The sequence below is a fragment of the Bradyrhizobium sp. BWA-3-5 genome, from assembly GCF_032917985.1.
In the GTDB taxonomy this organism is placed as follows: Bacteria; Pseudomonadota; Alphaproteobacteria; order Rhizobiales; family Xanthobacteraceae; genus Bradyrhizobium.
In genome coordinates, this window is the sequence record NZ_CP136626.1 from 4,599,926 (window position 1) to 4,616,634 (window position 16,709).

Annotated in this window: 16 protein-coding genes; 8 read left to right on the top strand and 8 right to left on the bottom strand. The window is 63.3% G+C overall.

The window, feature by feature from the left end; genetic code table 11:
- Window positions 1-49: 49 nt before the first annotated feature.
- The 6 genes from RX331_RS22385 (at window position 50) to RX331_RS22410 (ending at window position 4,593) form a co-directional block, all read left to right on the top strand.
- Window positions 50-784, top strand: a complete 735-nt coding sequence (locus RX331_RS22385) for an SDR family oxidoreductase (RefSeq protein WP_317252079.1) — start codon at window positions 50-52, stop codon at window positions 782-784.
- Window positions 785-859: 75 nt separating this feature from the next.
- The gene (locus RX331_RS22390; protein WP_283028284.1) at window positions 860-1,606 is read left to right on the top strand and encodes an SDR family NAD(P)-dependent oxidoreductase; all 747 of its coding nucleotides are present in this window, start codon (window positions 860-862) and stop codon (window positions 1,604-1,606) included.
- A 1-nt stretch (window position 1,607) separates the two neighbouring features.
- Window positions 1,608-2,006, top strand: a complete 399-nt coding sequence (locus RX331_RS22395; RefSeq protein ID WP_317252080.1) for a GFA family protein — start codon at window positions 1,608-1,610, stop codon at window positions 2,004-2,006.
- Window positions 2,007-2,056: 50 nt separating this feature from the next.
- Window positions 2,057-2,737, top strand: a complete 681-nt coding sequence (locus RX331_RS22400) for a site-2 protease family protein (RefSeq protein WP_317252081.1) — start codon at window positions 2,057-2,059, stop codon at window positions 2,735-2,737.
- A gap of 39 nt (window positions 2,738-2,776) precedes the next feature.
- On the top strand, window positions 2,777-3,208 hold the full coding sequence (locus RX331_RS22405) for a hypothetical protein (protein WP_317252082.1): 432 nt from the start codon (window positions 2,777-2,779) through the stop codon (window positions 3,206-3,208).
- 164 nt (window positions 3,209-3,372) lie between these two features.
- Window positions 3,373-4,593: an ABC transporter substrate-binding protein gene (locus tag RX331_RS22410; RefSeq protein WP_317252083.1), complete on the top strand. Its 1,221-nt coding sequence runs from the start codon at window positions 3,373-3,375 to the stop codon at window positions 4,591-4,593.
- A gap of 209 nt (window positions 4,594-4,802) precedes the next feature.
- On the opposite strand, the gene RX331_RS22415 is transcribed toward RX331_RS22410, so the two are convergent.
- The 8 genes from RX331_RS22415 to RX331_RS22450 form a co-directional block, all read right to left on the bottom strand.
- Entirely contained in the window at window positions 4,803-5,327 is a 525-nt protein-coding gene (locus tag RX331_RS22415; protein ID WP_317252084.1) for a cytochrome c, read from the bottom strand.
- A gap of 96 nt (window positions 5,328-5,423) precedes the next feature.
- Complete coding sequence (locus RX331_RS22420; protein WP_317252085.1) at window positions 5,424-6,137, bottom strand: methyltransferase dimerization domain-containing protein; 714 nt, start codon at window positions 6,135-6,137, stop codon at window positions 5,424-5,426.
- 132 nt (window positions 6,138-6,269) lie between these two features.
- Window positions 6,270-7,061 (bottom strand): energy transducer TonB, encoded by a 792-nt coding sequence (locus tag RX331_RS22425; RefSeq protein WP_317252086.1) that lies wholly within the window; start codon window positions 7,059-7,061, stop codon window positions 6,270-6,272.
- Window positions 7,058-7,525 carry a TonB system transport protein ExbD gene (gene exbD / locus RX331_RS22430; RefSeq protein WP_317252087.1) on the bottom strand — a complete coding sequence of 156 codons (468 nt, stop codon included), beginning with the start codon at window positions 7,523-7,525 and terminating at the stop codon, window positions 7,058-7,060. Before exbD ends, RX331_RS22425 begins: the two co-directional genes overlap by 4 nt.
- Window positions 7,526-7,528: 3 nt before the next feature.
- Complete coding sequence (gene exbB / locus RX331_RS22435; RefSeq protein WP_317252088.1) at window positions 7,529-8,485, bottom strand: tonB-system energizer ExbB; 957 nt, start codon at window positions 8,483-8,485, stop codon at window positions 7,529-7,531.
- Complete coding sequence (locus RX331_RS22440) at window positions 8,482-9,171, bottom strand: Fe2+-dependent dioxygenase (protein ID WP_317252089.1); 690 nt, start codon at window positions 9,169-9,171, stop codon at window positions 8,482-8,484. The genes exbB and RX331_RS22440 overlap by 4 nt, the downstream gene beginning before the upstream one ends.
- 2 nt (window positions 9,172-9,173) lie before the next feature.
- Window positions 9,174-11,597, bottom strand: a complete 2,424-nt coding sequence (locus tag RX331_RS22445) for a TonB-dependent receptor (protein WP_317252090.1) — start codon at window positions 11,595-11,597, stop codon at window positions 9,174-9,176.
- A 255-nt stretch (window positions 11,598-11,852) separates the two neighbouring features.
- Entirely contained in the window at window positions 11,853-12,095 is a 243-nt protein-coding gene (locus RX331_RS22450) for a hypothetical protein (RefSeq protein WP_317252091.1), read from the bottom strand.
- Between the two features lie 247 nt (window positions 12,096-12,342).
- Between RX331_RS22450 and RX331_RS22455 the strand changes: the two genes are divergently transcribed.
- Both RX331_RS22455 and RX331_RS22460 read left to right on the top strand, forming a co-directional pair.
- A complete protein-coding gene (locus RX331_RS22455; RefSeq protein WP_317252092.1) occupies window positions 12,343-13,515 on the top strand; it encodes an efflux RND transporter periplasmic adaptor subunit in 1,173 nt (390 codons plus the stop codon).
- Complete coding sequence (locus RX331_RS22460; protein WP_317252093.1) at window positions 13,512-16,658, top strand: multidrug efflux RND transporter permease subunit; 3,147 nt, start codon at window positions 13,512-13,514, stop codon at window positions 16,656-16,658. The genes RX331_RS22455 and RX331_RS22460 overlap by 4 nt, the downstream gene beginning before the upstream one ends.
- Window positions 16,659-16,709 lie beyond the last annotated feature (51 nt).

Here is a 16,709-nt window from a genome sequence, read left to right on the forward strand (position 1 = left end):
CCCGCGTATGACACCTTGAAACAATCCTCGATCGCCTAAGGGAGAAACCATGTCAGACCGCTTGAAGGGCAAGCGCGCCTTCGTCACCGCCGCCGCCGTCGGAATTGGCCGCGCCTGCGCTCTGGCTTTCGCGCGCGAAGGCGCCACGGTGTTCGCCACCGACATCGACGAGGCCAAGCTCGCCGCGCTCAAGAACGAAGGCATCGCTGAGGTCGCGAGGCTCGACGTACGCGACACTGCAGCGGTCGCCGCCATGGCCAAGCGTGCCGGCAAGACCGACATCCTGCTCAACGCCGCCGGCTTCGTGCATCACGGCACGATACTCGACTGCTCTGACGACGATTTTGATTTTTCGTTTGACCTCAACGTCAAGTCGATGCACCGCACGATCCGCGCGTTCCTGCCTGATATGCTGGAGAACGGCCGCGGCACCATCGTTAACATCTCCTCCGCCGCCGGCGTGTTCAAGGCGGCGCCGAACCGTTACGTCTACGCCGCGACCAAGGCTGCGGTCGCGGCGCTGACGCGGTCGGTTGCCACCGATTTCATCGGCAAGGGCATCCGCTGCAACTGCATCTGCCCCGGCACCGTCGAGACGCCCTCGATGCTGCAGCGCGCTGCGGCCGCCGGCCCGAACGGACGCGCGATGTTCATCGCACGGCAGCCAATGGGACGGCTCGGCACCGCGGAGGAAATCGCCGCGCTCGCGGTCTATCTCGCCAGCGACGAAAGCGCCTTCACCACCGGCGTCGCACACCTCATCGACGGCGGCTGGACGTTGTGACCTTAACCTCTCCCCGCGAAGAGCGGGGCGAGGGAGCAGACCATTCGCGAAGCAGGGTTCGAGAGGAAAAACTCCATGAACAAGATCGATCTCAACGGCCGCTGCGCCGTCGTCACCGGCGGGGCGCAGGGGTTTGGCCGCGCCATCGCCGAGCGATTCATCGCATCCGGCGCGAAGGTCGCGATCTGGGATTTTGACCTGCCGCTGGCTGAAAAGACCGCCAGGGAAATCGGCCCTGCCGTCTCGGCCTTCAAGGTCGACGTCTCGGATCTCGCCGCCGTCGAGAAGACCCGCGACGAGACGCTGAAGGCGTTCGGCAAGATCGATATCCTCGTCAACAATGCCGGCATCGCCGGCGTCAATGCCACGGTGTGGGAAACCGATCTCGACGAATGGCGCAAGGTGCTACGTATCAATCTCGACGGCCCCTTCATCTGCTGCAAGGCAGTCGTGCCCGCGATGATCCGGCAGAAATACGGCCGCATCGTCAACATTGCCTCGATCGCCGGCAAGGAAGGCAACCCGAACGCCGCGCATTATTCCGCCTCGAAGGCCGGCCTGATCGCGCTGACCAAATCACTCGGCAAGGAGCTTGCGCAGCACGACATCCTCGTCAACGCGGTGACGCCAGCAGCGGCGAAAACCGCGATCTTCGATCAGCTGACGCAGCAGCACATCGACTTCATGCTGTCGAAGATTCCAAAGAACCGCTTTGTCCTGGTCGAGGAGCTCGCGGCGATGGTGGCGTGGCTGGCGTCGGAGGATTGCGCCTTCTCGACTGGCGCAGTGTTCGACATTTCCGGCGGCCGGGCGACGTACTGAAATGGGCACGATCCGGGAAGGCGGTTGTTTCTGCGGCGCAGTCCGCTTCAAGGCCGAAGGCGAGCCGCTGAATGTCCGGATCTGCCATTGCCGCAACTGCCAGAAGGCGATGGGCTCGCCGTTCTTTGCCCGTGCGCTGTTCGACCAGCGCGCGCTGACGGTCGAGGGAGAGACCGAGCGCTATCCCTCCTCCGAGGCAGTCGACCGGGTGTTCTGCAAGGTCTGCGGCACAAGGCTGTTTTCCCGGCGCACCAACGGCACCGCGATCGGCGTCGCGCTGGCGACGTTCGACGACCGCAACGCCTTTGCCCCGACCGAACACATCTGGGTCTCGGAAAAGATCGCCTGGGTGCGGCTCGATGATGATTTACCGCAATATCAGGAGACGGTTCCCCAGTAAGGCAGGCGTGCTAGGTTGGCGGCCTCGAAGCGCAAACCGGGGCATGCCGTTTGAACATCTCGCTGTACGACATCTCCGTCTGGATCCTCCCCCTTCTCATCGCCATCACCTTCCACGAGGCCGCCCACGGCTTTGTGGCATACAAGCTCGGCGACAATACCGCCTGGCAGCTCGGCCGGGTTAGCTTCAACCCGATCAAGCATATCGATCCGTTCGGGACGGTGATTCTGCCGGGCGTTCTGCTGTTGTCGCATTCCCCGTTCCTGTTCGGCTATGCCAAGCCGGTCCCGGTGAATTTCCGGAACCTTAACCATCCCAGGCTCGACATGGTCTGGGTGGCGCTCGCCGGCCCTGCCACCAACATCATCCTGGCTGTTATCGCGGCGTTTGCCTTCCACGCCCTGCCCTTGGTGCCGGCCGAGGCCGCCAAATGGACCGCGGACAACCTGAAAAATGCTTTCCTGATCAATATTGTGCTGGCGATCTTCAACATGATGCCGATCCCCCCGCTGGATGGTGGCCGGGTGGCCGTCGGGCTGCTGCCGCGGGTGCTCGCTTACCCGCTATCACGGCTGGAACCCCATGGAATGCTGATCCTGCTCGGACTTCTCATCCTGCTTCCGGTGATCGGCGCGCAGCTCGGCCTAAATCTTGATGTTATTTCGGCGATACTGCGGACACTGACCGGCTATGTGATCTCCGCCCTTCTCTTCATCACCGGCAACGCCTAAATTTCAGATAGAATGACATAGGGAAGAACCGCCCGGACCATGCCAACAAAAGCTGCCGACATGTTGATTGCACGACGCGCCGATACGCGTGCGAGGGCAGATTTTGCGACCTGGAAAATGATGGCCAAGCTGAACGGGTTTTCCGCGCTGCCCCCGGAGGCGCAGAGCTTTCTCGAAAGCTACCGGCAAATGCTCGCCAACCAGACGGAGGCCGATGCTTCCGAAGCCACCATCCAGCTCATGTACAAGCGCTACTATGCGGAGATGGGCGGCAGCGGAACGCCGCCGCAGATCCCTTCCCGCGCCAGCGAGCCGCCGAAGGACCACGGCAACGTCACTGCATTCCGCCGCCCGCCCGCGCGGCCGAAGCAAGCCGCACCGGATGCGGCGGCAAAGCCGCGCCTGCCGGTGGCGCTGATCTTCATCTGTCTCGCCGTCGTCTACGTCAGCATTCGCATGCTCTGGCGCTGACGCGCGCATTTTCTCACATCATCGGCGATCCCCGCGCGAATTGGCCGCGCCGCGGAATATTCGCAGCATGACGATTGGCCGCAACGACTAGGCGGCAAACGCCAGGCCCGCCATAATGGCTCTGCTATTTCAACGAACGCTCAAAAAAGATTTCTGGAGGAGTGATGAAGCGATCCATTGCAGCATTGGTCATGACCACGAGCCTGGTATTTGCCGGCGGCGCGTTTGCGCAAACGCTCGACAAGGTCGTGAAGATCGGAAGTCTCGGCGACCAGTCCGGTCTCTACGCCGACATTGGCGGCCCCGGCTCGACCATCGCCGCGCAGATGGCGATCGAGGATTCCGGGCTGCTCGCCAAGGGCTGGAAGATCGATCTGATCTCGGCCGATCACCAGAACAAGCCCGACGTCGGCACCAATATCGGCAAGCAGTGGATCGACGTCGAGAAGGTCGACGTGTTCGTCGATCTCGCAAGCTCGGGCGTGGGCCTCGCCATTGCCAACCTCGCCAAGGAGAAGAACGTCGTCAATTTGAACTCCGGCTCGGCATCATCCGACCTCACCGGCGCACAGTGCTCGCCGAACACCATCCACTGGGTCTACGACACCTGGATGCTCGCCAACGGCACCGGCAAGGCGCTGGTGAAATCGGGCGGCGACAGCTGGTTCTTCCTCACCGCCGACTACGCCTTCGGTCATGCGCTGGAGCGTGACACGGCGGCGGTCGTCATCGCCAATGGCGGCAAGGTGCTCGGCGGCGTCAAGCATCCGCTCAACAATGCCGACTTCTCCTCGTTCCTGCTGCAGGCGCAGAGCTCGAAGGCCAAGATCATCGGGCTCGCAAACGCCGGCGGCGACACGACGAACTCGATCAAGCAGGCGGCGGAGTTCGGCATCGTCTCCGGCGGGCAGAAGCTCGCGGGCATGCTGATGTTCATCACCGACGTTCATGCGCTGGGCCTCAAGGTCGCGCAGGGCCTGAACTTCACCGAGACGTTCTACTGGGACATGAACGACCAGACCCGCGCCTTCTCGAAGCGCTTCGTCGAGAAGCATAAGAAAGGCCCGCCGACGATGGTGCAGGCCGGCGTCTATTCCTCGCTGATCCACTATTTCAAGGCGCTGGAAGCGCTCGGCGGCAATCCGCATGACGGCCGCGCCGTGGTCGCCAAGATGAAGGAACTGCCGACCGACGACCCCTTGTTCGGCAAGGGCTCGGTCCGCGCCGACGGCCGCAAGATCCACCCGGCCTATCTGTTCGAAGTAAAGAAGCCGGCCGATTCAAGGTATCCGTGGGACTACTACAGCCTCGTCGCCACGATCCCGGCGGCAGAAGCCTTCATCCCGCTCGAGAAGAGCGCCTGCCCGATGCTGAAGAAGACGTGAGCGTCGGCTTCGGATGACCTCATGCAGCCCTCTCCCGTTCCGGGAGAGGGTTTTGCGTTTTGGCGTAGCGGACGCCGCTCAGACGCCCTTCAGCGCAGGCCCGCAGGCAAAATATCGAAAACAACCCCATGCACAGTAGGATTTGAACCTGCGGACACCAGGTTCCGCCCCAACTCCTAATGCGGCGTACCGTCTGGACCGGACCCGGACTACTTGGCCGCCGCCGCGGCTTCGCCCGGTGGCAAAATCCGGAACATGAAGGTCGAGACCTTTTCGCCGGGCTTGAACGGACCGGGAGTCTGGTTGCTGACCGGGTTCAAACTTTGCAGAAAAGCCGCGATCGCCATCGCGTCATCCCGTGTCAGTGTCGCAAAAGCGTGCGAGGGCGTGATCGGCGCCAGAATATGGCCGTCCGGCCGTTCGCCAGCCTGTATCGCCTTCACGATCTGCTCCGGGGTCCAGCTACCAATGCCGGTCTTTTTGTCGGGCGTGATGTTCGAGCCGACAAAGGCACCTTGACCCGGAATCTCGAAGCCTACATCCGAGCCGCCGAGAAAGCGTGACATGTCGGGCTTGCCCAGGAAGTATCCCGGCGTGTGGCAGTCGTTGCAGCCGCCGATCGTCACGAGATATTTGCCGCGCGCGATCTGTGAATCGTCGACCTTCGCCGCGAACGCCAGAAGTGCGATAACCGACGCAATCACCAGCGCAAGCCGCACAGAAATCCGCAGCATGATTTTCGATTTTGTTGCGCCTTATGGTTTGCGACCGATCACGGCGCCGTTCGCGGCGGGTGCGTCGAACCAGATGATCGGTCGCGATCCGATGGGTCAAGCCGGCCTCGGCAATTGTTCCCGCGGCGATCGCGGCCACATGCGGCAGATCAAATACGGTCGCGCGCAGGTCCCATATAGTTTGCAAAGCTCGATGTCGTACGCGCCCGATCCGCCGCCGATGTCCAGGAGGCGACGGAAATGATTGAAATCGACCGCTTCGCCGAGCTTGCGCGCGGTCATCGTGGAAAGCGAATGCATCGCCTCCCAGAAGAGGGCCACCATCGTCGGATCCTCGCCGTCGAACATCGAGGATTGCACCGCCGGGTCCCATGTGGTTGGCCGATTCGTGCGCAGCGCCTCTGCAAGGCTTCCCCAGCCCGCGTAGAGCCGCTTGTCGGCCATCTGTACGAAGCCACCGAAGTAATACGGTTTGCCGCGCACGAGGTAGGCTTCGCTCAACGGCGTATTGCGATAACGGCCGTCCTCTTTCTCCAGAAGCCCGAGCGCGGCGCAGCCGGTCAACAGCATTTCGGCCGGGCGTGGATGCAAACCGAGCGTTTCCGCCAGCCCGGCAACCGTGACGCCGGCGCCGCCCGCAAGGCGGCTGAAGAGATCCAGCTCGTGCGCCGCAGCCAGAGTCTTGAAGGCCCAGAAACCGGTCGAAAGCGCCATCAGCGGGACGGCGGAAGGAAGCTCCGGCGTGCCGTGAATCGCCTGGACGTTTGCTTGCTTGGCCGGCAGCGCTGTCCGCGAAAGCTGACTGGCCATGTTCATCTCCCTTTGAGAGCGAGCCACAGCCGATCGTAAGGAAGTCAACGCCTGGTAGAACTGCCAATTCGTGGGTTCCCGGCCAGTCCAATTCTCACTTGGCATCGCTACGCCGAGACCGCATACGCGGCGTCAGCTCTTGGTCTTGACGCGGAAGATCACCGGCAACGTGAAGGTCAGGCCTTCGTCGGCGATGACAGGCGGCGGCATCGGCACCGGATCGGAGCGCCGCACCATTGCCAGCGCCGCCTCGTCGAAGGCCGCATCGCCCGAGCCCTTTTCGATTTCAGTCGCGAGCACGTGGCCCATGCGGTCGAGCGTGAAGCGAACCTGGATCTCGGCGGATTTCTGCTGCCGCTCCTTCGGGTAGCGCTTGTGCTTGTCGAGATGGGCGACCAGCTCCTTCTGCCAGGTCGCGCGTATGCGCCGCGCGCTCTCCCCCGTACCAATCACCGGCGCGACGGAGCGCTGACCTTCCGGTATCGCCTCCGAGCTCGGCGTCGCCGTCGCCTCGGCGGCAACCGACTCGGTGGACGCTTGGGTCTGCACCGCCGCAACCTTCTGCTCGTCCTCTTTCGGCTTCTTGGACTCGTTCTCCGTCACCATCCGGTCGGCCTCTTCGGGCTCGTTCGGCTTGTCCTGCGGCAGGTCGGTTTCCTTGACCTCCGCCTTCTGCTCGTTGAGCTGGGGCGAAGCTGCGGAAGCATCGGTATCTGGGCCCGGCGGCAGGTCGGTCACCTCGCGGCGCACGGCGGCCATTTCGATCCCGATCTCGATCGCCGTCGCGCCAAGGGCGTCATCGGCTTCCTCGGTCTGCAAATGCGCAATCGCGAGCGCCGCGCCGCCGACATGCAGCGCGAGCGCGATCACCGCGGCTGAAATCCAGAGCCGCCTGGAGGGTTTCTGGTCCTCGAGGCCGGTCAAGGTTTTGCCGGCGCCGCTTGCGCCGCCGCCGCATCAGGAACGCCTTCGAGCGCCACCAGCTTGAGCTTGGAATAGCCGCCGGCGCGCAGGATTTCGAGCACGTCCATCAATTCGCCGTAAGGAACAGCGCGGTCGGCGCGCAGAAAGATGTAACGCTCCTTGCTGGCATCCGGCATCGCATCGAGCGAGCGCACCAGGTCGACGCGCTTGACCATGTTCTCCCCGATCGCCACCGAGAGATCCGGCTTGATGCTCACATAAGTCGGCTTGTCCGGCTTCTTCTGCGGCGTTGCGGTCGAGGTCGGCAGATCGATCGGCAGGTCGACAGTCGACAGCGGCGCCGCGACCATGAAGATGATCAGGAGAACGAGGATGACGTCGATGAACGGCGTGACGTTGATCTCGTGCGATTCCGCGAAATCGCTGTCGTCATCAAGGTCGTGTTCTGCGATCGAGGCGCCCATTGCCTACTCCGCCGCTCCGCGGACATGTTGCCCGCTGACATGGGTGCGGTCGAGATCGCGCGACAACAGCCGGCCCGCGGCGCCCGACGCACGGCTGACCAGCTCCATATAGCCCTTGGTCACCCGCGAAAAGTGATTGTAGATGATGACGGCCGGGATCGCCGCGACCAGACCGATCGCGGTGGCGAGCAGCGCTTCGGCGATGCCGGGCGCCACCACGGCAAGGTTCGTGGTCTGCGATTTCGAAATGCCGATAAAACTGTTCATGATGCCCCAGACCGTGCCGAACAGGCCGACGAAGGGCGACGTCGCGCCGATGGTGGCCAGAAGGCCCATGCCGAGCCGGATACGCCGCGCCTCGGCGCGGACGATTTCCGCAAAGCTCGAGGCGGCGCGTTCCTTGATGCCGGCATCGCTGGAGATGCCCGCCGACAGCCGCGCCTCGCGCATGGCCGCCGCCAGGAAGGCAGCCAGCACGCTGCCCTTGGCCCCCAGCGCGAATTGCGCTTCAGCCAGCGACCGCGCGTCGGCGATCTTGCCAAGCGCCGAGCGCACCTTGCGCTGCACCACGGCCAGCTCGATCATCTTGGCGATGAAGATGGTCCAGGTCACCAGCGATGCAAAGGCAAGGCCGATCATGACCGCCTTGACCACCACGTCGGCCGACTTGAACATCGTCCAGGGTGACAATTCCTTGAGCTCGGCCGTGGCCGCCTTCAAAGCCTTCGCCTCACGTTCGACCGGTGTCGCCGCGGCATCTGAAGGTGCAGATGGCGCTGTCGCCTGCTGAGGCTGCGCAGCCGGGGGCTGCGATCCCGCGGGCGCCTGCTGGGCCACGGGCGCCGACGGCGCTGCAGGGCTGGCATTCTGCTGGGCCATGGACGGCGCCGCCAGCGCCAGCATCGCCAGCGCGGCCATCACCGCAAAAGTCGTCGCGCGAGAAAACGGCATGTTCTTCATACTTCGGCCCAGTAGCGGATCAGGTTGTGATAGATACCGGTCAATTTGACCGTTTCAGGGTCGTCTCGTCCCAGCCGCTCCACCAGGGCCTGGATCGACGTATCGAGATCGAAGATCAGGCTCCGGGCATGCGCATCCCGTACCATGCTCTGCAGCCAGAAAAAAGACGCCACCCGCATACCGCGCGTGACCGGCGTTACCAGATGCAAACTAGACGCAGGATAAAGCACGAGGTCCCCGGCTGCGAGCTTGATTTCGTGGGAACCATAGAGGTCCTCCACCACCAGCTCGCCGCCGTCGTACTCGTCAGGTTCGGACAGAAACAGCGTCACCGACAGGTCGGTCCGGATCCGCAAGCCAGTGAGCCGATCTCCCCTCACCGCATTGTCGACATGGAGGCCGAAATGGTGCCCGCCAGCGGCCACGTAGCGGTTAAATAGCGGCGGGAAGATCTGCAGCGGGATCGCCGCCGAGATGAATTTCGGGCTGGCCGTCAGCGCCGAAAGCACCCGATTGCCAAGTGCGCGCGCAACCTCGCCATCAGGCGGAAGCTGCTCGTTGCGCTTGACCCTCGCCGACTGCGCCCCGGCGGTGGAACGGCCGTCCTCCCAGTCGGCGGCGTCCATGATGCGGCGGAAGTCCGCCACATCATCCTTGCTCAGCACGTTGGGGACGCAGACCAGCACGATCAGAACTTCGCAGAGGTGACGATGTAGAATGCCCGCCCTGGGGCGACCGCGACGAATGGCACGGCGCTGCGGTAGAGCGTGTCGTAGTACAGCTTGTTGGTCAGGTTCTGCGCGTAGAGTTTTACGGTGAAGTTCTTGTCGAGCTTCTTCTCGACAAAGGCATCGAAGCGCCAGTAGCTCGGAAGCTCCGTACCCTGGTTGGCGCCAAAGGTGCCGCCATAGATCTTCGAGCGATAGACCGCCTGCCCGCCAAGCTCCCAGCCATTGTCGAACTTATACTTGCTCAACATGCTGAAGGATTCATGGGCGATGTTGGCCATCTGCAGTCCGATGTTGCCCGGGATTGCAGACTGCGTGACCTTCGACCGCATGAGCACCAAGCCGCCGAACACGCTCCAGCGATCGGTGATCTTGCCGCTGACCTCGAGGTCGATGCCCTCGACCTGGTAGGCCGCGCCCGACTGCAGCGTGTTCTGGCCGTTCACGGGCACGGTTTCGCGCGCATTGTCCTTCTCGGTATGGAACAGCGCGCCGGTCACCAGCAGATGGCGATCGAACAGCTCCCACTTGGTGCCGACTTCGGCCGCCTTGTTGCGCTCGGGACCAAAGATGACACCGGTCAGCGGAAGTCCACCATAATCGAAACCTGTCGCATCGAGTTCGGAGCCGAACGGGTTGGTCGACGTCGCGTAGGCGGCATACAGACTGCCGATGGGCATCGGCTTGAAGACGGCGCCGACGTTATAATTGACGAAATCCGAATTGACCGTGGACGATTGCGTGTTGTTCGCCCCACGCATGTCGTATCCGTCGTAGCGCACGCCGCCGTTCAGGATGATCGTGTCCTGCCAGTTGGCGGTGTCCATGACGTAGAAGGCCTTGCTGTCGACATTGTAGCGGACCGGGTTGCCGGCAAGCGACGGAATGCCGAACGGGAAGAACGTGTAGGTTGGCCCATAGATCGACTGGTTCTGAAACGAGCCATTCACCGGCGGGTTGTTGCCAAACGCTTCCGATGAAAGCCCCGTATAGCGGTCGATCCCGATGCGCTCGTTGGCGAATTCCACGCCCACCGTCGCCGTGTGCTTGACCGACCCCGTGACGAACTTGAACGTGGCATCTTCCTGGTTCGCCAGGATATCGACCCACTGGTTGCGGCTCTGCGGGCTCGCGGTGAACGTCCACGTCAGCGGGTTGGGATTCGCCGTTTGCGCCGCTGTCGTGTTCGGCAGCGTGCCGATATAGGCCAGCATCGAATGCTCGGCACGGGTGCGGCTGGTCACCGTGATGCTGTCGGTGACCTTGAACTCGCCCGTCAGCGTGCCGAAATCCTGCCGCGCCGTCTGGAAGTCGCGGTTGAGGAAGCCGTACCAGGTCTCGCGCGGGACACCGAAATCGGTGACCGGCCCATTCCCTTGCTTGTAATAGGGCACGCCGAAATCCGGATAGCCGCTGAGATCGGTGTGGACGTAGTTCGTCGTGATCTTGATGCTGTCGGTCGGCGTCCACTTGGTCGAGATGAAGCCGCCCCAGCGATCGTCGGTCACGTAGTTGCGGCCGGCGACGCCAGCGTCCTGGAACATGCCGCCGGTGCGCACCGAAAAGGTCGGCGAGATCACCTGGTTGACGTCGAGCGTGACGCGCTTGGTATGGTCGGTGCCGAACGTGCTCTCGGCATTATAGAAGTTGCGGTCGGCAGCCTGCTTGGTGACGATGTTGATGGCGCCGCCGGCGGTGCCGCGGCCGGCATAGGACGAGGCCGGGCCGCGCAGGATCTCGATCTGCTCGGTGAAGAAGTTTTCGCGGATCGAGACCGCGGGATCGCGGATGCCGTCGATGAAGACGTCGTTGCGGGCGTCAAAGCCGCGGATGAAGAAGCGGTCGCCGAACGCGTTGCCGCCCTCGCCCGACCCCAGCGTCACGCCGGCGGTGGAGCGGCCGATTTCGCGCAGCGAGGTGATGTTCTTGTCCGCGAGCACTTCCTTGCTCATGACCGTGATGGTCTTCGGCGTGTTGAGCAGCGGCTCCGGAAACTTGCCGGAGGCCTGCAGGCGGTCGACCTTGTAGGGCGCCGCCGCATCGGCATAGGGGTTGGCGTCGGCTGCCAGAGCGCCGGCGTTGGGGAACGGCACGGCGGCGACCTGCGCCGGCTGCGCGCGGCGGGCGGCGCGGCGCAGCGCGCTGCGGGCGCGGAGCTGATCCGCCGAGGGCCTTGAAGCGGCAGGACGCGGGCGAGCGACGGGGGCATCGACCGTCACCGGCGGGAGGCTTGACTGCTGCGCTTCAGCGCCGGAGAACGACGCGACGGCAATGAGGCCCGCCACTGCGGAGACCTTCTTGCCGGAATTGCTTTCAACCGTCTGACCGAGTGAGTAGACCGCCGCTTCAAGACGAAGCGACCTCGGCGCCTTCACAACATTCATCACGTGCCCCTGATCAATTTCAATTCGCGGCAAATCGATATGCGGCGAATGGTCCCGTGCGGTAGGTACCGAGCGGAAATTTTCGGGTCAACGCGATCGGGGCAACACTGCGATTGAATCGGTCCAGATCACAACGATTCTAAATTGGTAGTTTGAAACGGTTCTAAATCTAATTTGTAAGCGTTCTAATAATCGTTCTAAAGAGACGTAGCAAACGCTGCAAAATCAGAGATGGATTGCGTTTTCGCCTCCTCGCTATTCTTCACTGCTCGGCGGCTTCATCAGCGAAAACAATTCGTCGACGGTCGACTGCGCGACCTGCCGAACGCGTTCGGTGTTCTCCATGCCGGCGATATTGACGCCTTTGACGACGGCTTTGATCTCGTCGCGAAAGTCGGTGAGGAATCGGAGTGGGTCGGGAGAATCGTTTGCGACGCGCGCGATCAGTCCCGTGATCAGAATCTGACACGCCATCATGCGTCCGTTCAGTTCGTCCATCGCGCACTCCCGATCCTCGTCAGCATTGAAGCGCGCGATATGAACGACAACCTCCTCGCATTCAACCCCGCTTGCAAAAGGACACGCAGAGATCGCAAGCCTGCGGACAGTGGCGTCAAAGTCGCACGCCCGGCGGTGCAAACCTTTCCAATTGTTTAGGATTCTCAAGCCTTAGTGTTTGTACACGACGCGCTCACGAACATTATATCCGTGGCATTGGGGAAACTCCGTCAATCCGTGAGCCGCTATGTCGAGGTCGCGCACCGTCCGTTGGGTCTTGCTGATCGCAGCGACCGCTGCACTGGGTTATCTGGGCTGGCAGCGCTTTCACGGCGCGGACCATCAGGCGCAAGCTGAGGCGCGGCGAGCCTCGCCTGCCCGCGCCGCCGTTCCGGTGCGGACCACAGCGGTCGAAAAGGCCGATTTTCCCGTCTATCTGACCGGTCTTGGCACCGTGCAGGGCTTTAATACGGTCGTCGTCCGCAGCCGCGTCGACGGCCAGATCAACCGCGTCGCCTTCAAGGAAGGCCAGGTCGTCAAGGAAGGCGACACGCTGGTCGAGATCGACCCGCGGCCGTTCCAGGCGACGCTTGATCAGGCCAAGGCCAAAAAGGCGCAGGACGAGGCCAATCTCGCCAACGCCAACCTCGATTTGCAGCGCTACACCAAGCTCGGCGAGTTCGCGACCCGGCAGCAGACCGACACGCAGCGCTCGACCGTGGCGCAACTGACGGCGCAGATCCAGGCCGACGCTGCGATGATCGAGAATGCGCAGACCCAGCTCGACTATGCCACCGTCAAGGCGCCGATCTCAGGCGTCGTCGGGCTGCGCCAGGTCGATGTCGGCAATATCGTCAATGCCGCGACGCAGACCGGCATCGTGACCATCGCCCAGATCGAGCCGATCACGGTGATCTTCACCGCGCCGGAAGACCAGTTGCCCGAGATCAAGGCGGCGCTCAACGCCGGCTCTCCCAGAACGATCGCGCTCTCCACCGACGGCAAGCGGGTGCTTTCCACCGGCACGCTTTCCCTGATCAACAACCAGGTCGACACGTCGAGCGGCACCGTCCGCCTCAAGGCGGTGTTCGACAACAAGGACCACGCGCTGTGGCCGGGCCAGTCGGTCTCGACCCGGCTGCTCGTCGCGACGCTGAAGGACGCCACCGTGATCCCGGACGACGCCGTTCAGCACGGCCCCAACGGCCTTTACGCCTATCTGGTCAACAAGGAGAACAAGGCCGAGCTCCGCAAGATCAAGGTGACGCGCTCGATCGACGGCCGCTCCGTCGTCGACGAAGGGCTGGTGCCCGGCGAGCAGGTCATCACGGCGGGCCAGTTCAAGGTTCAGCCGGGCACGCTGGTGACGACCGCGGTCGCAAGCGCCGATCAGGCCCAGAGCAAGGCGGCCGGCGAATGAGCGAGGGAATTTCCGCCCCCTTCATCCGCTATCCGATCGGCACCTCGCTAATGATGGCGGGGATCCTGTTCGTCGGCCTCGTCGCCTATCCGCTGCTGCCGGTCGCACCGCTGCCGCAGGTCGACTTTCCGACCATCCAGGTCTCGGCTTCCCTGCCTGGCGGCAGCCCGGAAACGATGGCATCTTCAGTGGCGCAGCCGCTGGAGCGTCAGCTCGCGCAAATTCCCGGCGTCGCGCAGATGACCTCGACGAGCTATCTCGGCACCGCGGCGATCACCATCCAGTTCGACCTCAACCGCCCAATCGATGCCGCCGCCAACGACGTCCAGGCCGCGATCAATGCCGCCAGCGGCCAGCTGCCGAAGAGCCTGCCCTCGCCGCCGACCTACCGCAAGGTCAACCCGGCGGATTCGCCGATCCTGCTGTTGTCAGCAACGTCAGACACGCTGCCGCTCACCACTGTGAGCGACGCCGTCGATGCCCAGCTTGCGCAGCAGATCAGCCAGATTTCCGGCGTCGCCCAGGTCATCATCGGCGGGCAGCAGAAGCCGGCGATCCGGATCCAGATCGACCCGGCGAAGCTCGTGGCCAAGGGCCTGTCGCTGGAAGACGTGCGCAGCCAGATTGCGATCACGACCGTCGACAGTCCAAAGGGCAATATCGACGGCGCGCACCGCGCCTATACCATCTACGCCAACGACCAGTTGCCGAACTCCAAGGACTGGAACGACGTCGTCATCGCCTACCGCAACGGCGGCCCCTTGCGCATCCGAGATATCGGCCAGGCCGTCACCGGGCCGGAAGACGCCAAGCAGGCGGCCTGGGCGAACGGCAAGCGCGGCGTGTTCCTGGTGGTCTTCAAGCAGCCTGGCGCCAACGTCATCGACACCGTCGACAAGATCAACGCGACGCTGCCGCGGCTGGTCGCGGCGATTCCGCCGGCGATCAAGATCGAGGTGATCAGCGACCGCACCCAGACCATCCGCGCCGCGGTCGAGGACGTGCAGTTCACCCTGCTCCTGACCATCGCGCTGGTCGTGATGGTGATCTTCATCTTCCTGCGCAGCTTCTGGGCCACCGTGATCCCGACGGTGACGGTGCCGCTGGCCTTGCTCGGCGCCTGCGCGCTGATGTGGGTATTCGGCTACACGCTCGACAATCTCTCGCTGATGGCGCTGACCATCGCGGTCGGCTTCGTGGTCGACGACGCCATCGTCGTCCTGGAAAACATCACGCGCTACATCGAGGAAGGCGAAAAGCCGCTCGCGGCCGCCTTCAAGGGTTCCAGCGAAATCGGCTTCACCATCGTGTCGATCAGCGTCTCGCTGGTCGCCGTGCTGATCCCGCTATTGTTGATGGGCGGCATCATCGGGCGGCTGTTCCGCGAATTCGCCGTGGTGCTGGCAATGACCATCTTCGTCTCGATGATCGTGGCGCTGACGCTGACGCCGATGATGGCCTCGCGCTTCCTGCGCGCCCATGGCGAGACCAGGCATGGCCGGTTCTACCAATGGAGCGAGCGCGCCTTTGACGCGATGCTGCGCGCCTATGAACGCGGCCTCGACCTCGCGCTGCGCTGGAAGTTCACCACCCTGATGATCTTCTTCGCGACGCTGGCCTTGTCGGTCCACCTGTTCGTCATCATCCCGAAGGGTTTCTTTCCGCAGCAGGACAATGGCCTGATCACGGCGACCTCGGAGGCGAGCCAGGACATTTCATTCGCCGAGATGTCGCGGCGTCAGGAGGAGCTCGGCCGGATCGTGCAGGCCGATCCGGATGTCGCTTCGGTCGCGATGGCGATCGGCGGCAGCGGCCGCGCCGGCAACAACGGCAATCTTTTCATCACGCTAAAGCCGCGCGACGAACGCAAGGCGACCGCGCAGCAGATCATTGCCCGGCTGCGTCCCCAGTTGGAGAAGGTCGAAGGCGCCCGCCTCTATATGCAGGCGGCGCAGGACGTGCGGCTCGGCGGCCGGCCGACGCGGACCCAGTTCGAGTTCACGCTGCAGGACGCTGACCTTGCGGAGCTGAACGAATGGGCGCCGAAGATTTTGGCCAAGATGCAGACGCTGCCCGAGCTGCGCGACGTCGCCACCGACCAGCAGTCCAACGGCACCACGGTGGAGCTGAAGATCAACCGCGACACCGCCGCGCGCTACGGCATCCAGCCGCAACTGATCGACGACACGCTTTATGACGCGTTCGGCCAGCGCCAGGTGACGCAGTATTTCACCCAGCTCAACACCTACAAGGTGGTGCTCGAGGTACTGCCGGAGCTGCAGGGCAGCATCGACACGCTGAACAAGATCTACGTCAAATCGCCCACGACCGGCGACCAGGTACCATTGTCGACCTTTGCCACCTGGACCAGCGTGCCGGTGCGGCCGCTGTCGATCAGCCATCAGGGCCAGTTTCCGGCGACCACGATCAGCTTCAACCTCGCCCAGGGCGTGGCGCTCGGACAGGCGACCGACGCCGTGCAGCGGGCGATGGTCGAACTCGGCGCGCCGGCGACGCTCAATTCGAGCTTCCAGGGCACCGCGCAGGCATTCCAGCAGTCGCTCGGCACCGTACCGCTATTGATCCTCGCGGCGCTCGTCGTGGTGTATCTGATCCTCGGTATCCTCTACGAAAGCTACATCCATCCGATCACGATTCTGTCCACGCTGCCCTCCGCCGGCGTCGGCGCGCTCGCCATCCTGATGCTGTTCGGGTTCGACTTCAGCCTGATCGCCTTGATCGGCATCGTGCTTCTGATCGGCATCGTGAAGAAGAACGGCATCATGATGGTCGACTTCGCCATCACGGCCGAGCGCGACGAAAACCTGGAGCCGGAAGCGGCGATCCGCAAGGCGGCGCTGCTGCGTTTCCGTCCGATCATGATGACGACGATGGCAGCCCTGCTCGGCGGCGTGCCGCTGATGCTCGGCAACGGCACCGGATCGGAAATCCGCCAGCCGCTCGGCTACGCCATGGTCGGCGGCCTGCTTGTCAGCCAGGCGCTGACGCTGTTCACCACGCCGGTGGTCTATCTCTATCTCGACCGTCTTTCTAATGCGTTTGCACGATGGGGCCGTTCGTCCAATCCTGACCATGAAGCCCAGTTGGACGCCCACCGCTCGGTCAAGCAGGCGGCCGAATGACTTGACGTTGGTTTCGCGGATTAGGCAGTCTCGCCCCGCCCAAACTGTCAT